This window comes from Akkermansia sp. N21116 (assembly GCF_029854705.2).
Lineage (GTDB): Bacteria > Verrucomicrobiota > Verrucomicrobiia > Verrucomicrobiales > Akkermansiaceae > Akkermansia.
Genome location: NZ_CP139035.1, coordinates 2300341 through 2320497 on the forward strand (window position 1 = coordinate 2300341; position 20157 = coordinate 2320497).

Here is a 20157-nt window from a genome sequence, read left to right on the forward strand (position 1 = left end):
ATTTCATCCCGCCCGTCAGCCGTAAATGACCGGTTGGCGGGCGCTTTTCTTTTCCATTTCCTGGCATGATTTCCTACTGTACAAACATTTATCCTGCCGAATCCTGGCAAGAGACTTTTGCTTCTCTGGAAGCCGGGATACCCTCTATTCGCCATTATCTGGAAGAATGGAAATCTCCTGCCCTAAACGCCCCCTTGGGCATCGGGCTCCGGTTGTCGGCTAAAGCGGCGACCGATTTATTGACATTTCCTGGGGAAATAGAACGTCTCAAGCTCTGGCTTTCCGAATGGGATGCCGTCGTCCAAACAATCAACGGATTTCCCTATGGCAACTTTCACGAAGGCCGTATCAAGGAGCTCGTCTTCAAACCGGACTGGACGACATACGAACGGTTCGAGTACACGGAAAAATTATTGAATATTCTGGCACGGATTTCCCCGCAAGAATACATACCTTTGACAGTCAGCACCCTGCCTGGATCTCACAAATATTTCCATGCCGATGAAGAACGCATGTTTGCCTATCTGGATTCCTTGTGCGGCTTGATGAACCGCATTCATCAGGAAACCGGCAAAATTCTAACAGTCGGTCTGGAACCGGAACCTATGGGACATTTCGACGATACCTACGGAACCATCCGATTTTTCCATCGTTTGCAGAGTGTTTCCCGCAGGCCGGAATTGATTCAAAAGCATCTGGGCGTTACCTACGACACATGCCACTTCGCCGTCATGGGAGAATCCTCGGACTTCTCTCTCTCTGCCTGGAATGAATACGATATTCCCGTTGTCAAGATTCAGTTTTCCAACGCTTTGGAACTCAATGTTTCTTCACCAGGAGATCTATCCATTCTCCTTCCCTATGCAGAGCAAACCTATTTCCATCAAACAAGTATCCTGTTACCTGATGACAATACCCCCATGCTCTTTGCCGATTTGCCTGAAGCCTTGGAGTGGGCCAACCGGCATCCGGAAGTGCTTCATGGTTCCCGATTCCGTATTCATTACCATATTCCCCTCGGAGCCACCCCGGAAGCACCGTTGGAAAATACTCACGAGCTAAATCTTGCCGTAGTAGAATATCTCAGAAGTCATCCTCATTTTCGGCCTGTCCTTGAAGTAGAAACCTATACATGGAATGTTCTGCCTCCGACTTTAAAACAGGATATTTCATGCCAAATTGCTTCTGAAATTGACACAATGCAACGTCTTATCGATAAATATCCCTTTCTTTGAAAAACAGGGCGTATTACAGTTTATCCTCTTGCGCAGAATAAATCACCCATGATAACTTCTTCACTGATATGAACAAAGCAGAGCTTATTGAAGAAGTGCGCAACCAGCTGGGCTGTGACGGTAGTTGCAAAGCCCGGGCGGCTGTAGCAGCCGTGTTGGGCAGTATCGAAGAAGCCCTCAAAACGGACGGTTCTGTCCAATTGATCGGTTTCGGAACATTTGCCATCAAGGAACGCCCCGCTCGTCAAGGCCGCAATCCAAAAACGGGAGAAGCGATAACGATTCCCGCCGCCAAGATTGTAACATTCAAGGCATCCAAGAGTCTTCTTGACTGATTTGTCTTTCTAAATTTCCTTTATTTCATTATCTTGAAAGGCTGCCTGAATCCAGGCAGCCTTTTGAATTTCTCCAGGACACGTATAATCGTCCATGATTCTACGAACGCGATAATTCCCTGTAGAACAGGAATGCAAGCTCGGCCATGGCATGTTCGATTTCCTTGGGATCTTCTTTGCAATCAGAGACGAATATGCTGATAAACAGGTTCCCTCCTTCGGACAATCTGATAACACCGGCATCGTTCAATGCACTGACAACTCCTTCGGGAGAGATATCCGAAGTTCCTGTCTTATGAGCAACAACCGTTTCCTTAGGCAATTTCCCCTTGAGACGGCCCGCTCCGGTTACGGTCTGTTCCAGAACATCCTTGAGAAAGCGGGTTGATTCCTTTCCGAGCATTTTTCCGGAATTCCAGGAACGAAATAAAATGTTCATCGCCAGCGGGGTTGAGGAATTGGCGTATTGGAGTTTATTATCGCGATGCATCTCTTCTTCCGTTGAACAAATGCGAATGTCTGCGATTCCTTTGTTCCGGAGGTAGTTTTGGACGGATTCGACGCCTCCGACCAGACGAAACAGGATATCGCAGGCATTGTTATCACTCTCCGCTACAGAGTAACGGATCAGCTCCTTTAAGGGAATGGTTCCTCCCTGAGGATACTTTTCCCTCATAGGACTCCAGGTATTGGAGTGGATTTCATCCGGACTCACAAGGATAGGATCATCCAATTTCATGCTGCCTTGATCGACAAGATTTAAAACAGCAAGGGCCAGAGGAAACTTGAAGACGCTTTGCATCGGAAAAGCTTCTCCGGAAAGATGGCTGTATAACAGCTGGTCGTCCAGTTCGACAGCAATTCCAACACGTCCTTTCAGCGATTGGACAATAGCGTCTGCACGACGGAGCGTTTCCGGGCTGCAGACGGTGGGGCCCGATTGCCCTTTCCGGGCAACTGATACATTCTGCTGAGGGTGCGACCATCCCGGCAAAGGAGAAAATCCTAAGATCGAGGCGATAACAATGGAGGGAAAAAGGGATTCCGTCGACATAATGGATTCTTCCCTACCATGATCAGGGCATAGGAAAAACCGTAAAGTCCGTATGCAGAATAAAATCCTGAGGAGGACTATAATAACTATATTTAATTATATAGTTAAACTATCTTAATATGCTCTTTTTTATTGCTTTGCTCTTTCGTTTTTAGGAGAGACAAGAATTGACAACGCTCCATCTCCAGTGACATTGCAGGCTGTACCGAAACTATCCTGAGCAATGTAGAGAGCAATCATGAGGGCGCATTGAGCATCGCTGAAATGCAACATGGATTGCAAAATTCCGAGAGCTGAAAGGACAGCACCGCCGGGAGCCCCCGGGGCGGCTACCATCACGATTCCGAGGACGAGGATAAACGGCAGAAATGCGTCAAAAGAGGCGGGCACATGGTGGTTCGTCAGGAACATGAGGGCCAGTGAACACGTTGAAATTGTGATGGCGGAACCCGACAAGTGGATGTTGGCGCAAAGCGGGATCGTAAAGTCGGCAACGTGAGGAGGTACTCCCGCTTTTTTGGCTTGGCGCAAGGTGACGGGAATTGTTGCTGCGGACGACATGGTACCCAAAGCCGTCAGGTAGGCAGGAAACATGGTCGCTAGAATCTTCCAGGGAGGTTTTCCACTTTTAATTCCGGCAAGCGTATACAGAACGCTGAGCCATAGAAAGTGGAGGCATACTGCCAGGCAAAGAACGGAAAAAAAGGTACCGAGCATCCGTACGGCCTGCCCTTCTGCCGCAAGTTTGGCGAATTCTCCGGCGATATAAAAAGGCAGCAAGGGAATCACCACGCTTCCCAGAAAGAGTTCAACCACACTTTTCCCTTCATCGGCAAATGATTTGATGGAAACCAGTTTAAGCTTCTGGATAGAAAGTCCGAATACGAACGAAAGAGCGAGAGCCGTCATAACTCCCATTAAAGGCGGGATTTCCAATGTAAGAAAAGGAGCAAATGCTCTCTGTCCGGCAGGCACTGGAGGAAGTTCCTGCCCCACAAGGGAGGGAATCAATGGCGAGGCTATCCAAAAAGCCATGGATGCTGCCAAAACGGTTGAGAGATAGGAAATGCCGACCGTTTTTCCCAACATTTTTCCCGCCTGGTCCGGCAAAGAGGAAATTCCCGAGGTAATAAAAAAGAAGACGATCAAGGGAATAACGAAAACAATCAGCTCGTTGATCATTGTTTGTACTGTCACCATCAGCCGCACCAGCCATTCGGCTCCCATTCCCGGAGCAAAACTGCCTATGACCATGCCCAGCAAGATACCGGCCACAATTTTCAGGATAAGTCTCATGGTGAACTTGTATGCCAAGTGTCTGATTCTGTAAATCTGTAAAATAGAACCTGGCATGTGATGCGAAAAATCGTTTGGAGAAAACATGTTCCTCCCGTTTTCGCAGCAGTTCGTTTTTACTATGGCAGACATTGCTGTTCCCAAGAAGGTATTCCTATTTACAATCCTTCGCATGGCATGAAACCGACTCATGGTTCTCATCCCCAGTCCCAATTACCATCTATCACCATGGAAAAACTCGTATCCTGCGGAATTATCGATTCCTACTTCGACAAGCTGAAAAGCAATCTGGAACTTGATGCAGCCATCGTCGGAGGAGGACCATCCGGCATTGTTGCAGCCTACTATCTGGCCAAAGCCGGGAAAAAAGTCGCTCTCTTCGACCGCAAACTCGCCCCCGGCGGCGGTATGTGGGGCGGGGCCATGATGTTCAACGACATTATCATTCAGGAAGAAGCCCTTTCGATCGTTGACGACCTGGAAATCGGCTACAAGAAATACGCGGAAAACGCCTATGTCATCGATTCCGTGCATGCGACATCCGCCCTGCTTTACCAGGCGACGAAAGCCGGAGCTACCATCTTCAATTGCTATTCCGTGGAAGACGTCGTTTTCAAGAACGACCGTGTCTCCGGCGTGGTCGTCAACTGGACTCCAGTTCTTCTTCAGCATATGCACGTCGACCCTCTGACGATTCTGGCCAAAGCCGTCCTCGACGGAACCGGGCACGATTGCGAAATCGCCTCCACCGTCGCCCGCAAAAACGGGATCAAGCTGGACACTCCCACGGGAGGGGTCGTTGGTGAAAAATCTCTTTCCGTCGAAGAAGGAGAACGGACGACGATTGAAAATACCAAGGAAATCTATCCCGGGCTGTTTGTCTCCGGCATGGCAGCCAACGGCGTCAGCGGCAGTTTCCGCATGGGTCCCATTTTCGGAGGCATGCTCATGTCCGGAAAGAAGGTGTCGGAATTGATGATAAAATCAATGGAGTAATACCCGAAGGTCCCCCGACGGGATCGTTTGATTTCCCCCTTTCCATATTCCCTGTGTTTCCTCCGTGAAGCACAGGGAAGTTTTTTGAAATTATTTCAATTCACGGAACATCCTTGCCAGAGAGGATGCAGCCCCGACTATATCCTGCCGGGCAACAATGGCGGAAACAACGGCAATTCCGTCAATGCCGATGCCGTGAAACAAAGGAAGCGTCGCAGCATTGATTCCTCCGATAACCACCAAAGGAACAGAAACAGCTTCCCTGATCCGCACCAGCTCCTCCATACTTACAAGTGCGGCGTCATTCTTCGTCCCGGTAGTAAACATCGCCCCTACGCCCAAGTAATCCGCCCCGGCGCATACGGCTTTCAAAGCCTCCTCCCGGTTGGTGACGGACACTCCGACTAAGGCATCCGTTCCCATAATCCGTCTTACCGCTCCAGCGGGTAAATCCTTCTGCCCGACATGCACCCCGGAGGCTTCAACTGCCAGAGCTATATCTACACGGTCATTGATAATAAGCGGGACGCCATGGGCATCCGTGATCGATTTCACGCGGCAAGCCAGATCGTAAAATTCGCGGGACGAACAATCCTTTTCCCTCAATTGGACAACCGTGCATCCTCCGGAAACGGCTTGTTCAACGCATGCCTCAAGAGAGTCCGATGACATCAGGCTGCGATCCGTACAAAGATAGAGGGAATAATCAGGAGAAATTTTCATGAAATCTTGCCCATTGCTCCATTGTACTTTGCTCCATGATGCTCAAGGCATCCATGAGAGCTGTACGGAATGATCCGGTGCCCTTATCCCCCGTCCGTTCCCAGGCAAGTTCTCCGGCAATTCCCATGGCAGCCGTTCCGGCCAGGGCAGCCAGCAGCATGTCATCCGTTGCTCCGGCACAAGTACCGACCAATGCGGAAGCCATGCAACCGGTTCCCGTCACACGGGCCATCATCGGATGACCGTTGGCAATGCCAATCGTTTTCCTTCCATCCGTAATCACATCAATGGCTCCTGTCATCGCGACGGAGCAATTCCACATTCCTGCCGCTGTCCGGGCTACGGCAGATGGATTTGCTCCGGCTTCGGTTTCTCCGGAATCTACACCGCGCGTTACGGCCTTCAACCCTGCGATAAACGAAATCTCGGACAAGTTGCCTCGCACAACCGCCATCTTAACTTCCTGCAGAAGCATTCGTGCGGTCTCGTTGCGCAAGGATGTCGCCCCGGCACCAACAGGATCGAATACCACGGGGATCCCCCGTTCATTCGCCCGTTTACCGGCTGCGACCATTGAGTCGATTGTCCGCCTGTTCAACGTCCCCATATTCAATACCAAAGAAGAAACCATCCCGGCCATCTCTACGGCATCTTCGAATTCATCGGCCATCACGGGAGCACCGCCCAAGGCGAGCACCGCATTGGCAACGTCATTCACAGTCACATAGTTTGTGATATGGTGGACGAGCGGTTTATTGTCCCGTACATCGTCGATCAATTTTCCGGCTTTGCTGGCGTCAAGGTCCATAATTTCCTTTATCTCCTACCCCGGATGGGCAGATTCCACAAGTCTATTCCCTGCCTTCGGTTTATAATCCGGACGGGTGAATGAAACCACAGGGTTTCCTTTTTTATATTATAGAAAACCTTGCCTCAAGGTCGTCTTTTATGATACAGCAGTTGGTGATGCAGTTCTCCCTATCCCATATTGCCCTGTGCATGACAGCCCTGTGCGTATCCCAGGCTTTCGCAGCACCCGTAGATACAACACAAACGGAAACACTGGATTTCGGATGGAAATTCGCTCGTTTCGGCAAAATGCCTGACGGTACGGTCAAGCAAGAGCCGGGCAAGTCGGCTTCCATGCTGATTGCCGATAGCGAAGAATCAGGCAATCCTGCCTCCAACGCCATGGACGGAGACCGCAGTACCCGCTGGTGCGCGGCAGACAACAAATCCGGTCACAATCTGACGATTGACATGGGGCGTGCAGTCTCTCCCCAAGAAGTAAAAATCATCTGGGAAAAACAAGCCAAACATCTTTTCACTCTGGAGGGATCCACCGACGGACGCAGTTGGAAAAAGCTGGCTGAAGTCTCTTCCGGTGACAATCAAACCCAGGAGGATTCAGCAAAGATTAGCGGCACCTATCGTTACTACAAGCTGACAGTTAAAGGCAACGGAGGAGCCAACTGGGCCAGCGTCCGGGAGATTTCCCTGCTTGACGAGAAAGATCAACCGCTCTTGCCCAAGGTATCGGGCAATAACGCGGACAAAGATCACCCGAAGTCTATTTCTTTCAATGACAGCCAGTGGCGTTCCCTGAACCTGCCGCATGACTGGGGTATTGAAGGGCCCTTCCGCATGGAACTGGAAAACGAAACCGGAAAGCTTCCCTGGGTCGGTATTGGCTGGTACAGGAAAACGCTTGATATTCCGGCCAAGACTTCCGGCAATCGCTTTTATCTTGATTTCGACGGAGTCATGTCTCGTCCGAAGATTTATGTCAACGGAGAACTCGCCGGGGAATGGAAGTACGGCTATTCTTCCTTCCGCGTCGATATTACTCCGTATATCCGTGTCGGACAAAGAAATACGATTGCCGTCCGGGTAGACAATCCACCCCATTCATCGCGCTGGTACCCCGGCGGCGGCATTTACAGGCATGTCTGGCTGAACATTTCCAATCCGGTTCATATCGATCAATGGGGTGTCTTTGTTAAAACGCCCGAAGTGAGAAAGGAATTGGCCCAGGTCGATGTGGAAACTTCCGTTGTCAACCAAACGGATGCAGTCGTAACCCCTGTCGTCAAAGAGGAAATTCTTCAGGGAAGCGACGTTGTTGCCTCCCAGGAAACCGAAGGAGCCCCAATTTCTCCCGGGAAAAAGGGATCGGTAGCAACCCGATTGGAAGTCAAAAATCCCGCATTGTGGACCATGAAATCTCCGCACATGTACACCATCCGTACAACGGTTATGGTAGATGGCAAGCAAGTGGACGAACGCACCACGGACTTCGGTATCCGTACGGTGGAATGGAAACCGGACGGCTTCTACTTGAACGGCGACAAAATCAAGCTCAAAGGCGTTTGCCAGCATGGAGACCTCGGGCCTCTCGGTACTGCCGTGCACAAGGCCGGCTACGAACGCCAGGTCCGTATCCTCAAAGAAATGGGCGTCAACTCCATCCGAACAAGCCACAACCCGCCAGCCCCGGAATTGCTGGAAGCCTGCGACCGGAACGGCGTCGTTGTAATCGACGAGCTTTTCGATATGTGGCATGAACCCAAAAAAGGACAGGACTACCACAACTACTTTGACGAATGGCACGAACGCGATCTCATCAACTTCGTCCACCGTGACCGCAACCACCCCTCTGTCGTCCTGTGGAGCAGCGGTAACGAAATTTCCGAACAGCATACGGCAGACGGACCGAAGTATTCCCAAATGCTCACGGATCTTTTCCACAGGGAAGACCCGACCCGCCTCGTTACCGCCGGTTGCAATGTCGAAGCTGCAGCCCGCAACGGCTTCGGTGACACGGTAGACGTGTACGGGTTCAATTACAAACCGTGGGCTTATAACAAATTCAGCAAAGACCGTCCGAACCAGCCCGTGTACGGCAGCGAAACGGCCTCCTGTGTCAGTACACGCGGGGAATATTTCTTCCCAGTACCGGAGAATTGGGACAAGAACAAAGGCTTTTACAACTTCCAGGTCAGTTCCTATGACTTGTTTGCGCCGGGTTGGGCCTATCGTCCCGACGTAGAATTCGCCGCTCAGGAAGATAGCCCGACCTCAGCCGGAGAATACGTCTGGACAGGATTCGATTATCTGGGTGAACCGACTCCCTATAATCTCGACCAAACCAACGCAGCCAACTTCACCGATGAAAAGGAACGGGAAGCCTACATGAAGCTTCTTAAGGAAATGGGCAACAAGGCTCCTTCCCGCAGTTCCTACTTTGGCATCGTGGATCTTTGCGGCTTTCCCAAGGATCGCTTCTACATCTATCAAGCCCATTGGCGCCCGGAACTTCCTGTCGCCCACATCCTGCCCCACTGGAACTGGCCGGAACGCAAGGGACTTGTCACTCCCGTCCATGTATACACCAGCGGAGATGAAGCGGAACTCTTCCTTAATGGCAAATCCCTCGGAGTCCGTAAAAAAGGCAAGGGTGAAAAGGACCGTTACCGCCTCGTCTGGAATGATGTTGTCTACCAGCCCGGAGAACTCAAGGTTGTCGCCCGCAAAGACGGTAAGGAATGGGCACAGGAAACCGTCCGCACCACCGGGGAACCGGCCTCAATCAGAGTTCGTCCGGAAACCGACAGTATCGTCGGCGACGGAAGAGATCTTGCCTATATCACGATTTCCCTGCGTGACAAAAATGGTCTTATCGTGCCGACTGCCAACAACGAACTCGCGGTTAAAGTGACGGGAGCCGCCGACATTGCAGGCATCTGCAACGGAGACCCTACCGACTTCACCGTCATGTCCAACCCGAATAACAGTTCCATTATGAAAATCAAAGCCTTTCACGGACTGGCCCAGGTCATCCTGCGTTCCAAACGGGGACAGAGCGGCAAAGCCATCCTCCAGGTCATCTCCAAAGGACTCAAGCCTTCGCAAACCGAAGTAATTGTCCGGGAGGCAACTCCCGAACAATTAAAGAAATAGCCGACTACGCTATGAAACAAGGGAAAAACGACTCTTCGTCCGCTTTTCCCTCTCTCTCCACTTTGTCCGGTTCCGTCCACAATATGCGGAACCGGACAAAGTTTTTTTCTCCCTCACAGGAAAATCCTGACAAAGACAAGAGCCATCAGTCCATCTTGAGCCTTGCGTTACCAGACGGATATGTTATTTTTCCGCCGTCTTCCAAGGCCTTCCCTTCACATGAAAACCGTTCTTCCCTCCCCGCTGGAAAATGCCTCGCAACTCATCTCGTCCATTTACGGTCAAGACGTTTTCAACCTGAAAACAATGAGGAACTACCTCTCCAAGGATGTTTATAAAAAGCTCCTTGCTACGATCAGGAAAGGCCACAAGCTTGATCCCGACATTGCCGACGATGTCGCTGTCGCCATGAAGCAGTGGGCTCTTGAAAAAGGGGCCAGCCACTACACGCATTGGTTCCAGCCGTTAAACGGTTCCACAGCCGGCAAGCACGATTCCTTTGTAGAAGTGGACAATGAAGGCAACCTGGAACTATCCTTCTCCGGCAAGAACCTCGTCCAAGGCGAACCGGATGCCTCCAGTTTTCCCTCCGGCGGTCTCCGCGCCACCTTTGAAGCCCGCGGCTATACGGCATGGGATCCTACCAGCCCCGCTTTTATCAAACGTACCGGACACGGGGCGACATTGTGCATTCCCACGGCTTTCTGTTCCTACAAAGGAGAAGCGCTAGACAAGAAGACGCCCCTTCTCCGTTCGATGAAAGCCGTTGCCCTTCAAACGCAGCGCTTGCTTGCCTGTTTCGGGGAATCTCCCGATATCCGCGTAACGCCCGACCTCGGAGCCGAACAGGAATACTTCTTGGTTGACAAGAAACTCTTCAGCAAGCGTCCCGACCTGATGATGTGCGGGAGAACACTCTTCGGCACCATCCCTCCCAAGCACCAGCAAATGGAGGACCACTATTTTGCAGCTATTGAAGATCGCGTTTTGGAATTTATGGTCGATGTGGATGAAGCTCTTTGGAAGCTTGGCATCCCAGCCAAAACCCGGCACAATGAAGTAGCTCCCTGCCAGTTCGAAATCGCCCCGATCTTTGAAAGCCTCAACCTGGCCGTAGACCACAACATGTTGCTCATGGAAGTCCTTCGCCGGACTGCCAACAAGCACGGTCTCGTCTGCCTGCTTCACGAAAAACCGTTTGACGGAGTCAACGGTTCCGGCAAGCACAACAATTGGTCTCTCGGAGCACCCGGTTTCGGCAGTCTCTTCAACCCGGGCAAGAGCCCTCACGAAAATGCTATTTTCCTGACGCTTCTCTGCTGTATCATTATGGCCGTCGACAAGCATGCCGACATCCTCCTGGCTTCCGTGGCCAAAGCGGGTAACGAACATCGTCTTGGGGCCAACGAAGCTCCGCCAGCCATTATCTCCATCTATCTGGGGGATCTTCTGGACGAAATTATCAAGCAGATCGAAAACGGAGGTTCCGGTTCCGCCCGCAAGAAGGGAGTCATGAATATCGGAGTCGATTCCCTTCCCGACCTTCCCCTGGACACCTCGGACCGTAATCGTACAAGTCCATTTGCTTTCACCGGCAACAAGTTCGAGTTTCGGGCCGTCGGTTCCTCCCAGACATGTGCCTGGCCCATGACTGTTCTCAATACCATCATGGCCGAAGCCCTGGACGAAGTCACCACGATTCTGGAACCCGTGGCCGGAAAACCCGAATTCCATGAAGTCCTCCAGAAAACCCTCCGGAACATCATCAAGCGTCACAAACGCATTCTCTTCAGCGGAGACGGATACTGCAAGGAATGGGTCAAGGAAGCGGAACGCCGCGGCCTGTACAACCGTCCCGGAGCTCTTGAAGCCCTGGCCGCTCTGGAAGAAGAAAAAGCCGTTTCCCTTTTCGACAAGTACCAGGTCATGTCCCCCAGCGAATTGCATGCCCGCTACGAAGTTCAGATGGAAATCTACCTCAAGGAATTGTGCATCGAAACGGAAACGGCCATCCTCATGGCTGAAACCATGTACATGCCGGCTGTCGCAAAACAGCTTTCCGAACTGGCCGACACCATTGTCCGCCTCAAAAAAGCCGGACTCACAGCCGGACTCAATACTGCAATCGAACGTGCATCCCGTATCGGAGAACTCTACGATTCCATCCCCGGATGGGTTCAATCTCTCCGGGAAGCCCGCAAAGCCAAAGACACGGACGCCATGAAATTCGGCATGAGTGCCCTGCGCAAAGCAATCGACTCTCTGGAAATAATCACGGATTCTCAACTCTGGCCTGTTCCGACTTATTCCGAGCTTCTCTTCCTGCAGCGTTAAGAGGCTTTCCAAAATAACTTAAAGGCAGGGCCGTCTCGAATTCCGGCGAGGCGGCCCTGCCCTTTTGTCGTACTGTCTCTGTTCGGAAACAGAAAGATTGAATTACCGGCCTACTTGAATGCTCTTTCTTACAGACGAGGCATCACGGGACGAATTACCGAGGATCAATTCAAATCGACCTCCCTCCAGCGTCCAGGTCTTCTCCTTGTCGTCGTAATAGGAAAAAGCGTCCTTGCCTAGTTCCATGATTACCTCACGGCTTTCACCCGGCTTCAGAAAAACCTTGCAAAACCCCTTGAGTTCCTTCTCCGGACGAAGCACCGACGACTCCTCGTCATGTACGTAGAGCTGAACAACCTCCGCACCGGGAACCGCCCCGGTGTTCGTCACCTTGCAAGTGACCTTGACCGGTTCGTCGACACCGTAGGCATCCTTGTCCGTCTTCAATCCGTCGATTTTGAATGTCGTATAGGAAAGTCCGTGTCCGAACGGGAAGCGTGGCGAGATCTTCTTGGTATCCAGCCAACGGTAACCGACAAGGATATCCTCCTTGTATTCCTCCTTGCCATCCTTGCCGGGATAGCAAAGCTCGTCGTAAGAATGGGCGCCTATGTCCGTCAATTTTACCGGAAAGGACATCGGGAGCTTGCCGGACGGGTTCACCTTGCCGGAAAGGATATTCGCCAAGGCGTTTCCTGCCTGGGAACCGCCATACCACCCTTGCACCAGAGCCGGGACTTGATCAATCCACGGAGTCTCCACGGCATTGCCGGAAATGAGAATGACCGCCGTTTTCGGGTTTGCTGCCACAAGTGCTTCGATCAATTCATTCTGATAGTACGGCAGGGCATAACCTCCACGGTCGGCCCCTTCGCTGTCCTGCCCTCCGTTCTTGTTCAATCCTCCGAAGAAAAACACGACATCGGCTCCGGCAACTGCCTTCACCGCATCGTTGCGGAGTTTTTCCGTATCCTTGCCATTGGAAGCATAACCCGGGACATAGTCGACCTGACTTTTCGGGAAAGCCGTTTTGATTCCGTCCAGAGGAGATATCTCTTCCTTGACCTTGAGTTCGGAGCTGCCGCCGCCTTCAGTCATTTTTCTCACGGCATTCTCACCGACGACAACAATTTTTCCCACCTTGCCGGGATCAGCAGGAAGCAGATGACCGTCGTTCTTCAACAGCACAATACCTTCTTCGGCAATCTTCCGCGAAGCATCGGCATGTTCATCGGTAGCAAAACTGCCCCAGGGACGGTTCGGATTCAACGCCGTCCGATAAGCAAGCCGCAGGATGCGGCGCACTTTGTCATCGACGACCGACTCTTTGATTTCACCCTTCCTGACGGCTTCCAGCATGGGGGTACCCATAAAGTTTTTATTGGGATCCGTACTCGTTCCCATTTCGATGTCCAGCCCGTTTTCCGCCGCCTTTTTCGTATTGTGGGTCGCTCCCCAGTCACTGATCACGACACCGTCGAACTTCCAGTCTCCCTTGAGAATTTTGTTCAGGAAGAGGTCGTTTTCACAGCAGTAATCACCGCGGAATCGGTTGTATGCCCCCATAATCGCCCAGGCTCCTCCCTTGGTGACGGCAGCCTTAAAGGCGGGGAGATAGATTTCATTCAGGGCTCGGTCACTTACCTGAACGTCAATACCGCTGCGGTGGGTTTCCTGATTGTTCAAGGCATAGTGTTTGACGCAGGCGGCAATTCCGAATTTCTGTGCTTCCCGGATATACGGAACGACCATGACGGAGGACAGGAAAGGGTCTTCTCCCATATATTCAAAGTTTCTGCCATTCAAAGGAGTACGATAGATATTGACCCCCGGACCAAGCAAGACATCCTTTTTACGGTAGCGGGTTTCCGCTCCAATAGATTTCCCGTACAAGGCAGACATGTCGGGGTTGAAAGTGGCCGCCAGACAAGTCAAAGCCGGAAAAGCGGTACATTTGTCATTCGTCCATCCGGCACGTCCGAAATTGTGCCAGTTTGTTTCCGCACGCATACCGTGCGGACCGTCGTTCATCCAAAGCTCCGTAATGCCGAGGCGTGGGACACCGGGACTGCTGAAGGTAGCCTGACCATGGCACATGGCTACTTTTTCTTCCAGAGTCATCCGCGAAAGAGCGTCCTGGATTCTCTCCTCCACCGGTTTGGATTCATCCATGTAAACGGGCTTTTCCTGAGCCAGTGCCAAACCGGAAACGACTAGGGCGGCTCCGGCAAGGGCATTTCGGCTCCATGTTGTCAAATGCTTCTTCTTCATAATGTCGATAGAATAGAAATTATACGCCCATTTCCAAATGGGTCTTTCAGGAATTTGGGGGATTCCCGGCTTTCCATGCTTTATTCCAATCGTGAACACATGTTCGTCCATCCCCTATATCGACAAAATCCATCACCCAGAAATTGGGTTGCCTCCCCCACCTCGCCTGAATTCGCCGAATCCGCTCCTGTAGAACACCTGCAGCATTGATTGTTTCTGCTGTCGCTCGCGAAGGACGGAAAGCCGATACCAGGTGATTAACGATAAGAAAACGGTTTTTCTCTCTTCCCCGCCCGGGAGCATCGTCCATGGCGTCCGCGGATTTATTCTTCCACGGAGTTTCCACACAATGTTCCCAAACGGGCATCGGCCATTGTCCGACACCATCCGGCCTGTCCGTCAGCATCACCAGGCGTTTTCCTTGAGCTCTCATTTCGCCCAAAGTAGGCCATGACCCGTTCACTGGCAGGACGGTACAGAAATCAGAGACGCCGGCTTCTCCCGCAACTTTACGGATAGATGCATTCGGGACGTAGGATTCCAAAATCAGCGTTACAATCGCCCTCGGATTGTTTCGCAAATATTCCCCCACCATTCCGAAAGCCCTCCGCAAAGGAATCGCACCGGGAAAGGATGCCGTTTCATTGCCATGGCGCAAGACAAGTTCTTCCCCCTGAAGCCATACATCCCACATCTGAGCGTGGATTCCGGCTTGGAGCTGAGAGGGGATATTCCAGTTCTGATTGGGGCATACCCAGCCATCCATTCCATTACTCATGGCATTGTGCGAACAGAGCCAGACAACCTTGTCATAAGGCATGGCATCCGGCAAATCCAGAGGAGAAGGCCAATCTGCGTCAAGCCCCTGTAATTGCAAAGGTTCAGCTGGTAGCTTCGAATCAATCGGCCATTTGACTCCCATCCAGAAGATCAAACCTACAATTCCAGGAATAACGAGTGACATCCCCCAGCGCCTCAAACATTTCCGCATCCATGTAGAGTTGCTGTCCATTCTGTTAACCCTCCTTAAGATTCCCGTAAAATAGATTGATAAACAATGGGTTCTTCTCTTCCCATAAAATCCCGCCTACACGATCGGCTACCTTCATGGATAGGCGTTCGTGGAAGCACATGAAGGGTGATACTTCGTCCAGCCTGCCCGTCGAAGCATAGTTGGAGCAACCACACCAGTTGACGCAACGTTCCTTTACAGGGCAGCTTTGGCAGGTTTCCGTCCTATTGCCACGGCTCATGATGATGGACAGTCTCCGTGCTATATCAAAACCAGTAAAGACATTGCCGAAGCAAAGTTCTTCCCGATCGTCGTCGCCCACAAGACGTTCGCAGGGGTAGAAATTGCCATTGACCGAGACAGTGAGTTCCGTTTCGCCCATCTTGCAATGATCCTTTTCGTGGTACCCACCGCAAAGGTGAGTCTTGATCTTGGAGTCGATCACGTTAATCCTACGTGGAGTTCCTTCGCGAAACCAATTGAGCCAGAGCTCGCCCATGTGATCAAACTCCCGGTTCATCGTCGAGCAGGCCTCCTCGGACCAATCTGCTGAAAAGTTACAGTTCACCACAATTCCGTAGGGAGAAATACCGCCCAGAAAACGTACGGATTCCGATAGATAACCAACCTGTCGCGGATCCACCACCATAATTATCTCCGCCCAATCGCCGGATAACTCCTTGACGTACTCCAAACCTTGCAGGCAATCCCCGTGGCTCTTTTCCCCACTGGCATACTTGCGCCAAGTATTGTGCATGGCAGCACAACCATCCAGAGACAAACCAAGGTGGTACTTGTGCCTATGGAGCCATGCGCTCTTATCCGGGGTAACCAGAGTCAAATTCGTCGTCAGCGTATGTCGCATGTGGATACCCAGTTGTTCGGCACACTGGCTGGCATAGTCGTCACAGCGTCGCAATAGATCCCATTCCAGGAGGGGTTCTCCCCCGAAAAAACCTAGAATCATCTTCGGTTCCCTGCCCGTTTTTCCCGCCTGAGCCAAAGTTTCGACCATCCCCAGATCAATGGCTCGCCGCGCTACATCCCATTCCATAGCACGGGCAAACTTGCGGCCTGCGTAGCAATAGCCACACCGCAAGTTGCAATCACGTGTCAGGCAAAGGGTCAAATACATGGAATCAAGATTGATGGGACTGTTACTCCTGAGAATTGACGGCCATATCCTTGGCTTTCATGACTTTTCCGGTTTGGGGAACGGCATGAAGAAGCCAAATGACTTCATTGACTACTCGCTCAATTCACAGGCCGACGTCAAGGATGGATAGTGTGATTTCTTGTGGGTGTTTAGATATCGAATCTTTATCATGATTCAATTGGACGATGATTGTTGATCCTTACAGTCAGGCTGTAGTGGATCAGAGCGAACCTTACCCATTAATCGAATGGGGGGGTGCCTGGGTATTCCCTCGGAATCAGCAGAATTTCCGTCAGATTGACCGGGAGAAAGAGGAGGTACTCCCGGAAGATCCAGGCTTTTTTCCTGCTGAGAGCATCCCATAAAAGAAGAAGCCAGCAACACTGTTAATGCACTTTTGGACAATGAATTCCAAGCGGGATAGGAAGGTTGATCATTATCGCCATGGCGAATTCCAGATTTCATTCTGCTTACTATCTACAAGAACAATTCTATCCGCGCAAGCCAACGTTTTAAAATCATCAAGATACACAAGAGCCGTCCCCGGGTATCCGGAAACGGCTCAGGCGTTCAAGATTGGCAAAAAAGCCTCAGGCTTCCTTGTTCTGCTGCTCCTTCAGGAGCTTTTCAGGCAGTTTAACCTGAATGTGAATATCGCGTAGTTGCTTGAAGTCTACCGTCGCTGGGGAATCGCTCATCAGGTCGGCACCGCGGTTGTTCTTCGGGAAGGCAATCACTTCACGAATCGACTCAGCTCCGCAGATCATCATCACCAGGCGGTCAAGACCGAGGGCGAGACCGCCGTGGGGAGGCGCACCATAGGAGAATGCGGAAAGAATGTGACCGAACTGTTCCGTTGCTTGTTCTTCCGTAATTCCGAGAGCGCGGAACATAGCCGCCTGGAGATCGCGTTCGTGGATACGAATGGAACCGCCGCCAAGTTCGACGCCATTGAGAACAACGTCGTAGGCCTGGGCGCGGAGTTCCGTACTGAGTTCTCCCTTGAGGAGTTTTTCCTCGTCTTCCTTGACAGGACGCGTAAAGGGATGGTGGATGGCCGCCCAGCGCTGTTCTTCTTCGTCCCAGCCGAGAAGCGGGAATTCAATCACCCAAAGGAAATTGCGTTCCGTGTTGCCTTTGAGGATTTCCATGAAATCGGCACACTGGAGGCGAACGCGACCGAGGATATTGCAAGACTGTTCCCAGTCTCCGGCGGCAAAGAGGACAAGATCGCCCGTTTCGATATTCAGGCGTTCCGTCAGAGCCTTGATTTCATCTTCGGAAAGGAACTTCGTAATCGGACTCTTCCAGCCGTCTTCGCGTACTTTGATGTAGGCCAACCCTTTGGCTCCGGCTTCCATGGCCGTCTTTGTAAGGGAATCAATCTGACCGACGGAGGGATTTGAAAATCCCTTGGCATTGATCGCCTTAACAACTCCGCCATTCTTGACGGCACCGGAAAACACCTTGAATCCGCTTGACGTGAAAATGTCGGACACGTCCGTCAACTTCATGTCGAAACGGCATTCCGGTTTATCGGAACCGTATTGATCCATCGCTTCCTTCCACGTCATGCGGGGGAACGGAGTGGGAATGTCAACGCCGATGGCTTCCTTGTAAGCTCGTTTGAGAGCGCCTTCCGTCAAGGCATAAATGTCTTCGGGAGTAATGAACGAGGCTTCGATGTCGATCTGGGTAAACTCCGGCTGGCGGTCGGCGCGCAAATCTTCGTCGCGGAAACAACGGGCAATCTGGAAATAACGTTCCATCCCCGCAACCATCAGCAACTGCTTGTACTGCTGGGGAGCCTGGGGCAGAGCATAAAATTTACCGGGGGACAGGCGGGAGGGTACCAGGAAGTCGCGTGCGCCTTCGGGCGTAGACTTGGAAAGGACGGGAGTCTCAATTTCAAGGAATCCTGCTTCATCCAGATAGTCTCGCATGGACTTGGTAGCACGGTGACGGATCATCATGTTGCGGGCCATCTCCGGACGGCGCAAGTCAAGATAGCGGTACTTGAGGCGGATGTCTTCGTTGGAAACCGTACGATCCAGCTGGAAAGGCAAAACTTCGGACTTGTTGATCACGTTCAGGGAGGTGGCCGTCACTTCGATAGCCCCCGTCGGCAGATCGTCGTTCGTCGTATCGACGGTATCCGTTTTGAGACGTTCGATCACCTTGCCGGTGATTTGGATCATGTCTTCGGAATGGAGGGATTGGGACGCCTTGGCTGCTTCCGCATTCATGTCGGGATGGAACACCACTTGGGTGATGCCGGAGCGATCGCGAAGATCGATAAAAATCACGCCCCCGTGGTCGCGGACGGAATCCACCCAGCCGATCAGGGTGACATCGGTTCCCACGTCGGACAGGCGCAGATCATTGCATGTATGGGTACGGTAACTGTTCATATCAGTAAATTTTTTGAGGGAGTATGTAAAAATGAAGGAGGATTAGCGGTCTAAAAGCCCGGAAAGGATATCCAGGAGTTCGTCTGCCGGAACGGTCTGAGCCGAACGGTCGGCCATGTTCTTGAGTTCGATTGAGGGGTAATCCCGTCCGATCACGATGGCGTATTTGGCTCCGGAACGCTCGGCCCGCTGGAACTGGGCTCCCATCTTCGTCCGAGATAAAGGCATATCGACGCGGTAGCCGAGGTCACGCAAGGCGGAGGCAAGGGACAGCACTTCGCGGCGGCGGGAATCATCCGCCTGCAGGACATACAAGTCGCAACCGGACGAGGCAATACTTGCATCCATCAACGCCTTGGCATGCGGAGTTTGTTCAATCAGGTGAGTAATCACCGCATCCCCCATGGCAAAACCGGTGGCGGGCATGTCCACCGCATTGTCGGACAAACCGGCAATCAAGGCATCGTAGCGACCGCCTCCGGCCACAGCACGAAGCGTGCGGGAAGAATCGAAAATCTCGAATACAAGACCAGTATAGTACGCAAGCCCGCGGACGATGGAAAGATCCAGTTTGACATATGCTTCCAGCCCTCTGTCCGTCAGATCCGCCACCAATTCGTCGTAGCGGGGTGAAACTCCGGCTGGAGGGTTCCCGATGAAGGAGACCAATTCGTTGCGTTGAATACCGAAAGCGTCCAATTTAACCTGGCATTCTTCCGGGCGGTCTCGCTCAAATTTATCCACCACGCCGAGGAAAGCAGGCACATCCTCTTCGGCAACATGATGATCGGCAGCAAAGCGCAGCCATGCTTCCCGGTCGGACACGCGAACGATAAAGTCCCCTTCCCTGAAACCGAGTTCGCGCATGCAATCGATAGCCAGGGAAATCAATTCGCTGTCAGCCCCGCATCCGGCTTCACCCAGAATGTCGGCATTGAACTGATAGAATTCGCGCATGCGTCCCTTCTGAGGCTTTTCGTAACGGAAGCAGGAACCGATTTCGAACCACTTCAAGGGCTTGGGATATTCCCTCTGGTAACCGGCAGCTATTCTGCCCAGGGAAGCAGTCAGTTCCGGGCGTAGTGTGATGTCGCGTTCCCCCTGATCCTGAAAGCGGAACAACTGGGTAGGCAACTCTCCGCCCGTCTTTTTCAAATAAAGTTCAGTTGCCTCGACCATCGGAGCTTCCCATTCGCAAAATCCATACCTGCGCGCCACATGCCGCCACGTATCGAACAAATAATTGCGAACAGCGCATTCCGCAGGAGCAAAATCGCGGAATCCCGGCAATGGTTGGAAACGTGCGTCTGGCATAGTGATCAATACGGTAAGTTCAAACGTAAGGACGAAAAACTTACAGCATTTTCAGCCAAT

The 20157-nt window shown here is 51.9% G+C and carries 15 protein-coding genes; 6 read left to right on the forward strand and 9 right to left on the reverse strand.

Annotated features, from left to right (window positions below):
- The first annotated feature begins 65 nt into the window (after positions 1–65).
- Both eboE and QET93_RS08935 read left to right on the forward strand, forming a co-directional pair.
- Complete coding sequence (eboE, locus tag QET93_RS08930; RefSeq protein ID WP_280132133.1) at positions 66–1235, forward strand: metabolite traffic protein EboE; 1170 nt, start codon at positions 66–68, stop codon at positions 1233–1235.
- A gap of 68 nt (positions 1236–1303) precedes the next feature.
- Positions 1304–1570 (forward strand): HU family DNA-binding protein, encoded by a 267-nt coding sequence (locus QET93_RS08935; protein WP_280126272.1) that lies wholly within the window; start codon positions 1304–1306, stop codon positions 1568–1570.
- Between the two features lie 100 nt (positions 1571–1670).
- Here the strand turns inward: QET93_RS08935 and bla are convergent, their stop codons facing one another.
- Positions 1671–2624, reverse strand: a complete 954-nt coding sequence (bla, locus tag QET93_RS08940) for a class A beta-lactamase (protein ID WP_280126273.1) — start codon at positions 2622–2624, stop codon at positions 1671–1673.
- Positions 2625–2753: 129 nt separating this feature from the next.
- Positions 2754–3920, reverse strand: a complete 1167-nt coding sequence (locus QET93_RS08945; protein WP_280132132.1) for a dicarboxylate/amino acid:cation symporter — start codon at positions 3918–3920, stop codon at positions 2754–2756.
- A 228-nt stretch (positions 3921–4148) separates the two neighbouring features.
- Here QET93_RS08945 and QET93_RS08950 point away from each other — a divergent pair, with 228 nt between their 5' ends.
- Positions 4149–4916 (forward strand): sulfide-dependent adenosine diphosphate thiazole synthase, encoded by a 768-nt coding sequence (locus QET93_RS08950; RefSeq protein ID WP_345783057.1) that lies wholly within the window; start codon positions 4149–4151, stop codon positions 4914–4916.
- A gap of 90 nt (positions 4917–5006) precedes the next feature.
- On the opposite strand, the gene thiE is transcribed toward QET93_RS08950, so the two are convergent.
- Entirely contained in the window at positions 5007–5639 is a 633-nt protein-coding gene (gene thiE, locus QET93_RS08955; RefSeq protein WP_280132131.1) for a thiamine phosphate synthase, read from the reverse strand.
- Positions 5623–6447 (reverse strand): hydroxyethylthiazole kinase, encoded by an 825-nt coding sequence (gene thiM / locus QET93_RS08960; protein ID WP_280132130.1) that lies wholly within the window; start codon positions 6445–6447, stop codon positions 5623–5625. The genes thiE and thiM overlap by 17 nt, the downstream gene beginning before the upstream one ends.
- 140 nt (positions 6448–6587) lie before the next feature.
- Between thiM and galB the strand changes: the two genes are divergently transcribed.
- Both galB and QET93_RS08970 read left to right on the forward strand, forming a co-directional pair.
- Positions 6588–9599, forward strand: a complete 3012-nt coding sequence (galB, locus tag QET93_RS08965) for a beta-galactosidase GalB (RefSeq protein ID WP_280132129.1) — start codon at positions 6588–6590, stop codon at positions 9597–9599.
- Between the two features lie 219 nt (positions 9600–9818).
- Positions 9819–11933: a glutamine synthetase III gene (locus QET93_RS08970; protein ID WP_280126279.1), complete on the forward strand. Its 2115-nt coding sequence runs from the start codon at positions 9819–9821 to the stop codon at positions 11931–11933.
- Between the two features lie 102 nt (positions 11934–12035).
- On the opposite strand, the gene QET93_RS08975 is transcribed toward QET93_RS08970, so the two are convergent.
- The 3 genes from QET93_RS08975 to QET93_RS08985 form a co-directional block, all read right to left on the reverse strand.
- A complete protein-coding gene (locus QET93_RS08975; RefSeq protein WP_345786081.1) occupies positions 12036–14105 on the reverse strand; it encodes a glycoside hydrolase family 3 C-terminal domain-containing protein in 2070 nt (689 codons plus the stop codon).
- Between the two features lie 145 nt (positions 14106–14250).
- A complete protein-coding gene (locus QET93_RS08980) occupies positions 14251–15216 on the reverse strand; it encodes a hypothetical protein (protein WP_280126281.1) in 966 nt (321 codons plus the stop codon).
- Positions 15217–15220: 4 nt separating this feature from the next.
- A complete protein-coding gene (locus QET93_RS08985; RefSeq protein WP_280126282.1) occupies positions 15221–16351 on the reverse strand; it encodes a radical SAM protein in 1131 nt (376 codons plus the stop codon).
- 13 nt (positions 16352–16364) lie between these two features.
- On the opposite strand from QET93_RS08985, the gene QET93_RS08990 reads away from it, so the two are divergent.
- On the forward strand, positions 16365–16502 hold the full coding sequence (locus QET93_RS08990) for a hypothetical protein (RefSeq protein WP_322189952.1): 138 nt from the start codon (positions 16365–16367) through the stop codon (positions 16500–16502).
- 460 nt (positions 16503–16962) lie between these two features.
- Here QET93_RS08990 and aspS read toward each other — a convergent pair whose 3' ends face one another.
- Positions 16963–18783, reverse strand: coding sequence for an aspartate--tRNA ligase (gene aspS, locus QET93_RS08995; protein WP_280132126.1), 1821 nt, complete (start codon positions 18781–18783; stop codon positions 16963–16965).
- Positions 18784–18825: 42 nt separating this feature from the next.
- Positions 18826–20097, reverse strand: coding sequence for a histidine--tRNA ligase (gene hisS, locus QET93_RS09000; RefSeq protein WP_280132125.1), 1272 nt, complete (start codon positions 20095–20097; stop codon positions 18826–18828).
- Positions 20098–20157 lie beyond the last annotated feature (60 nt).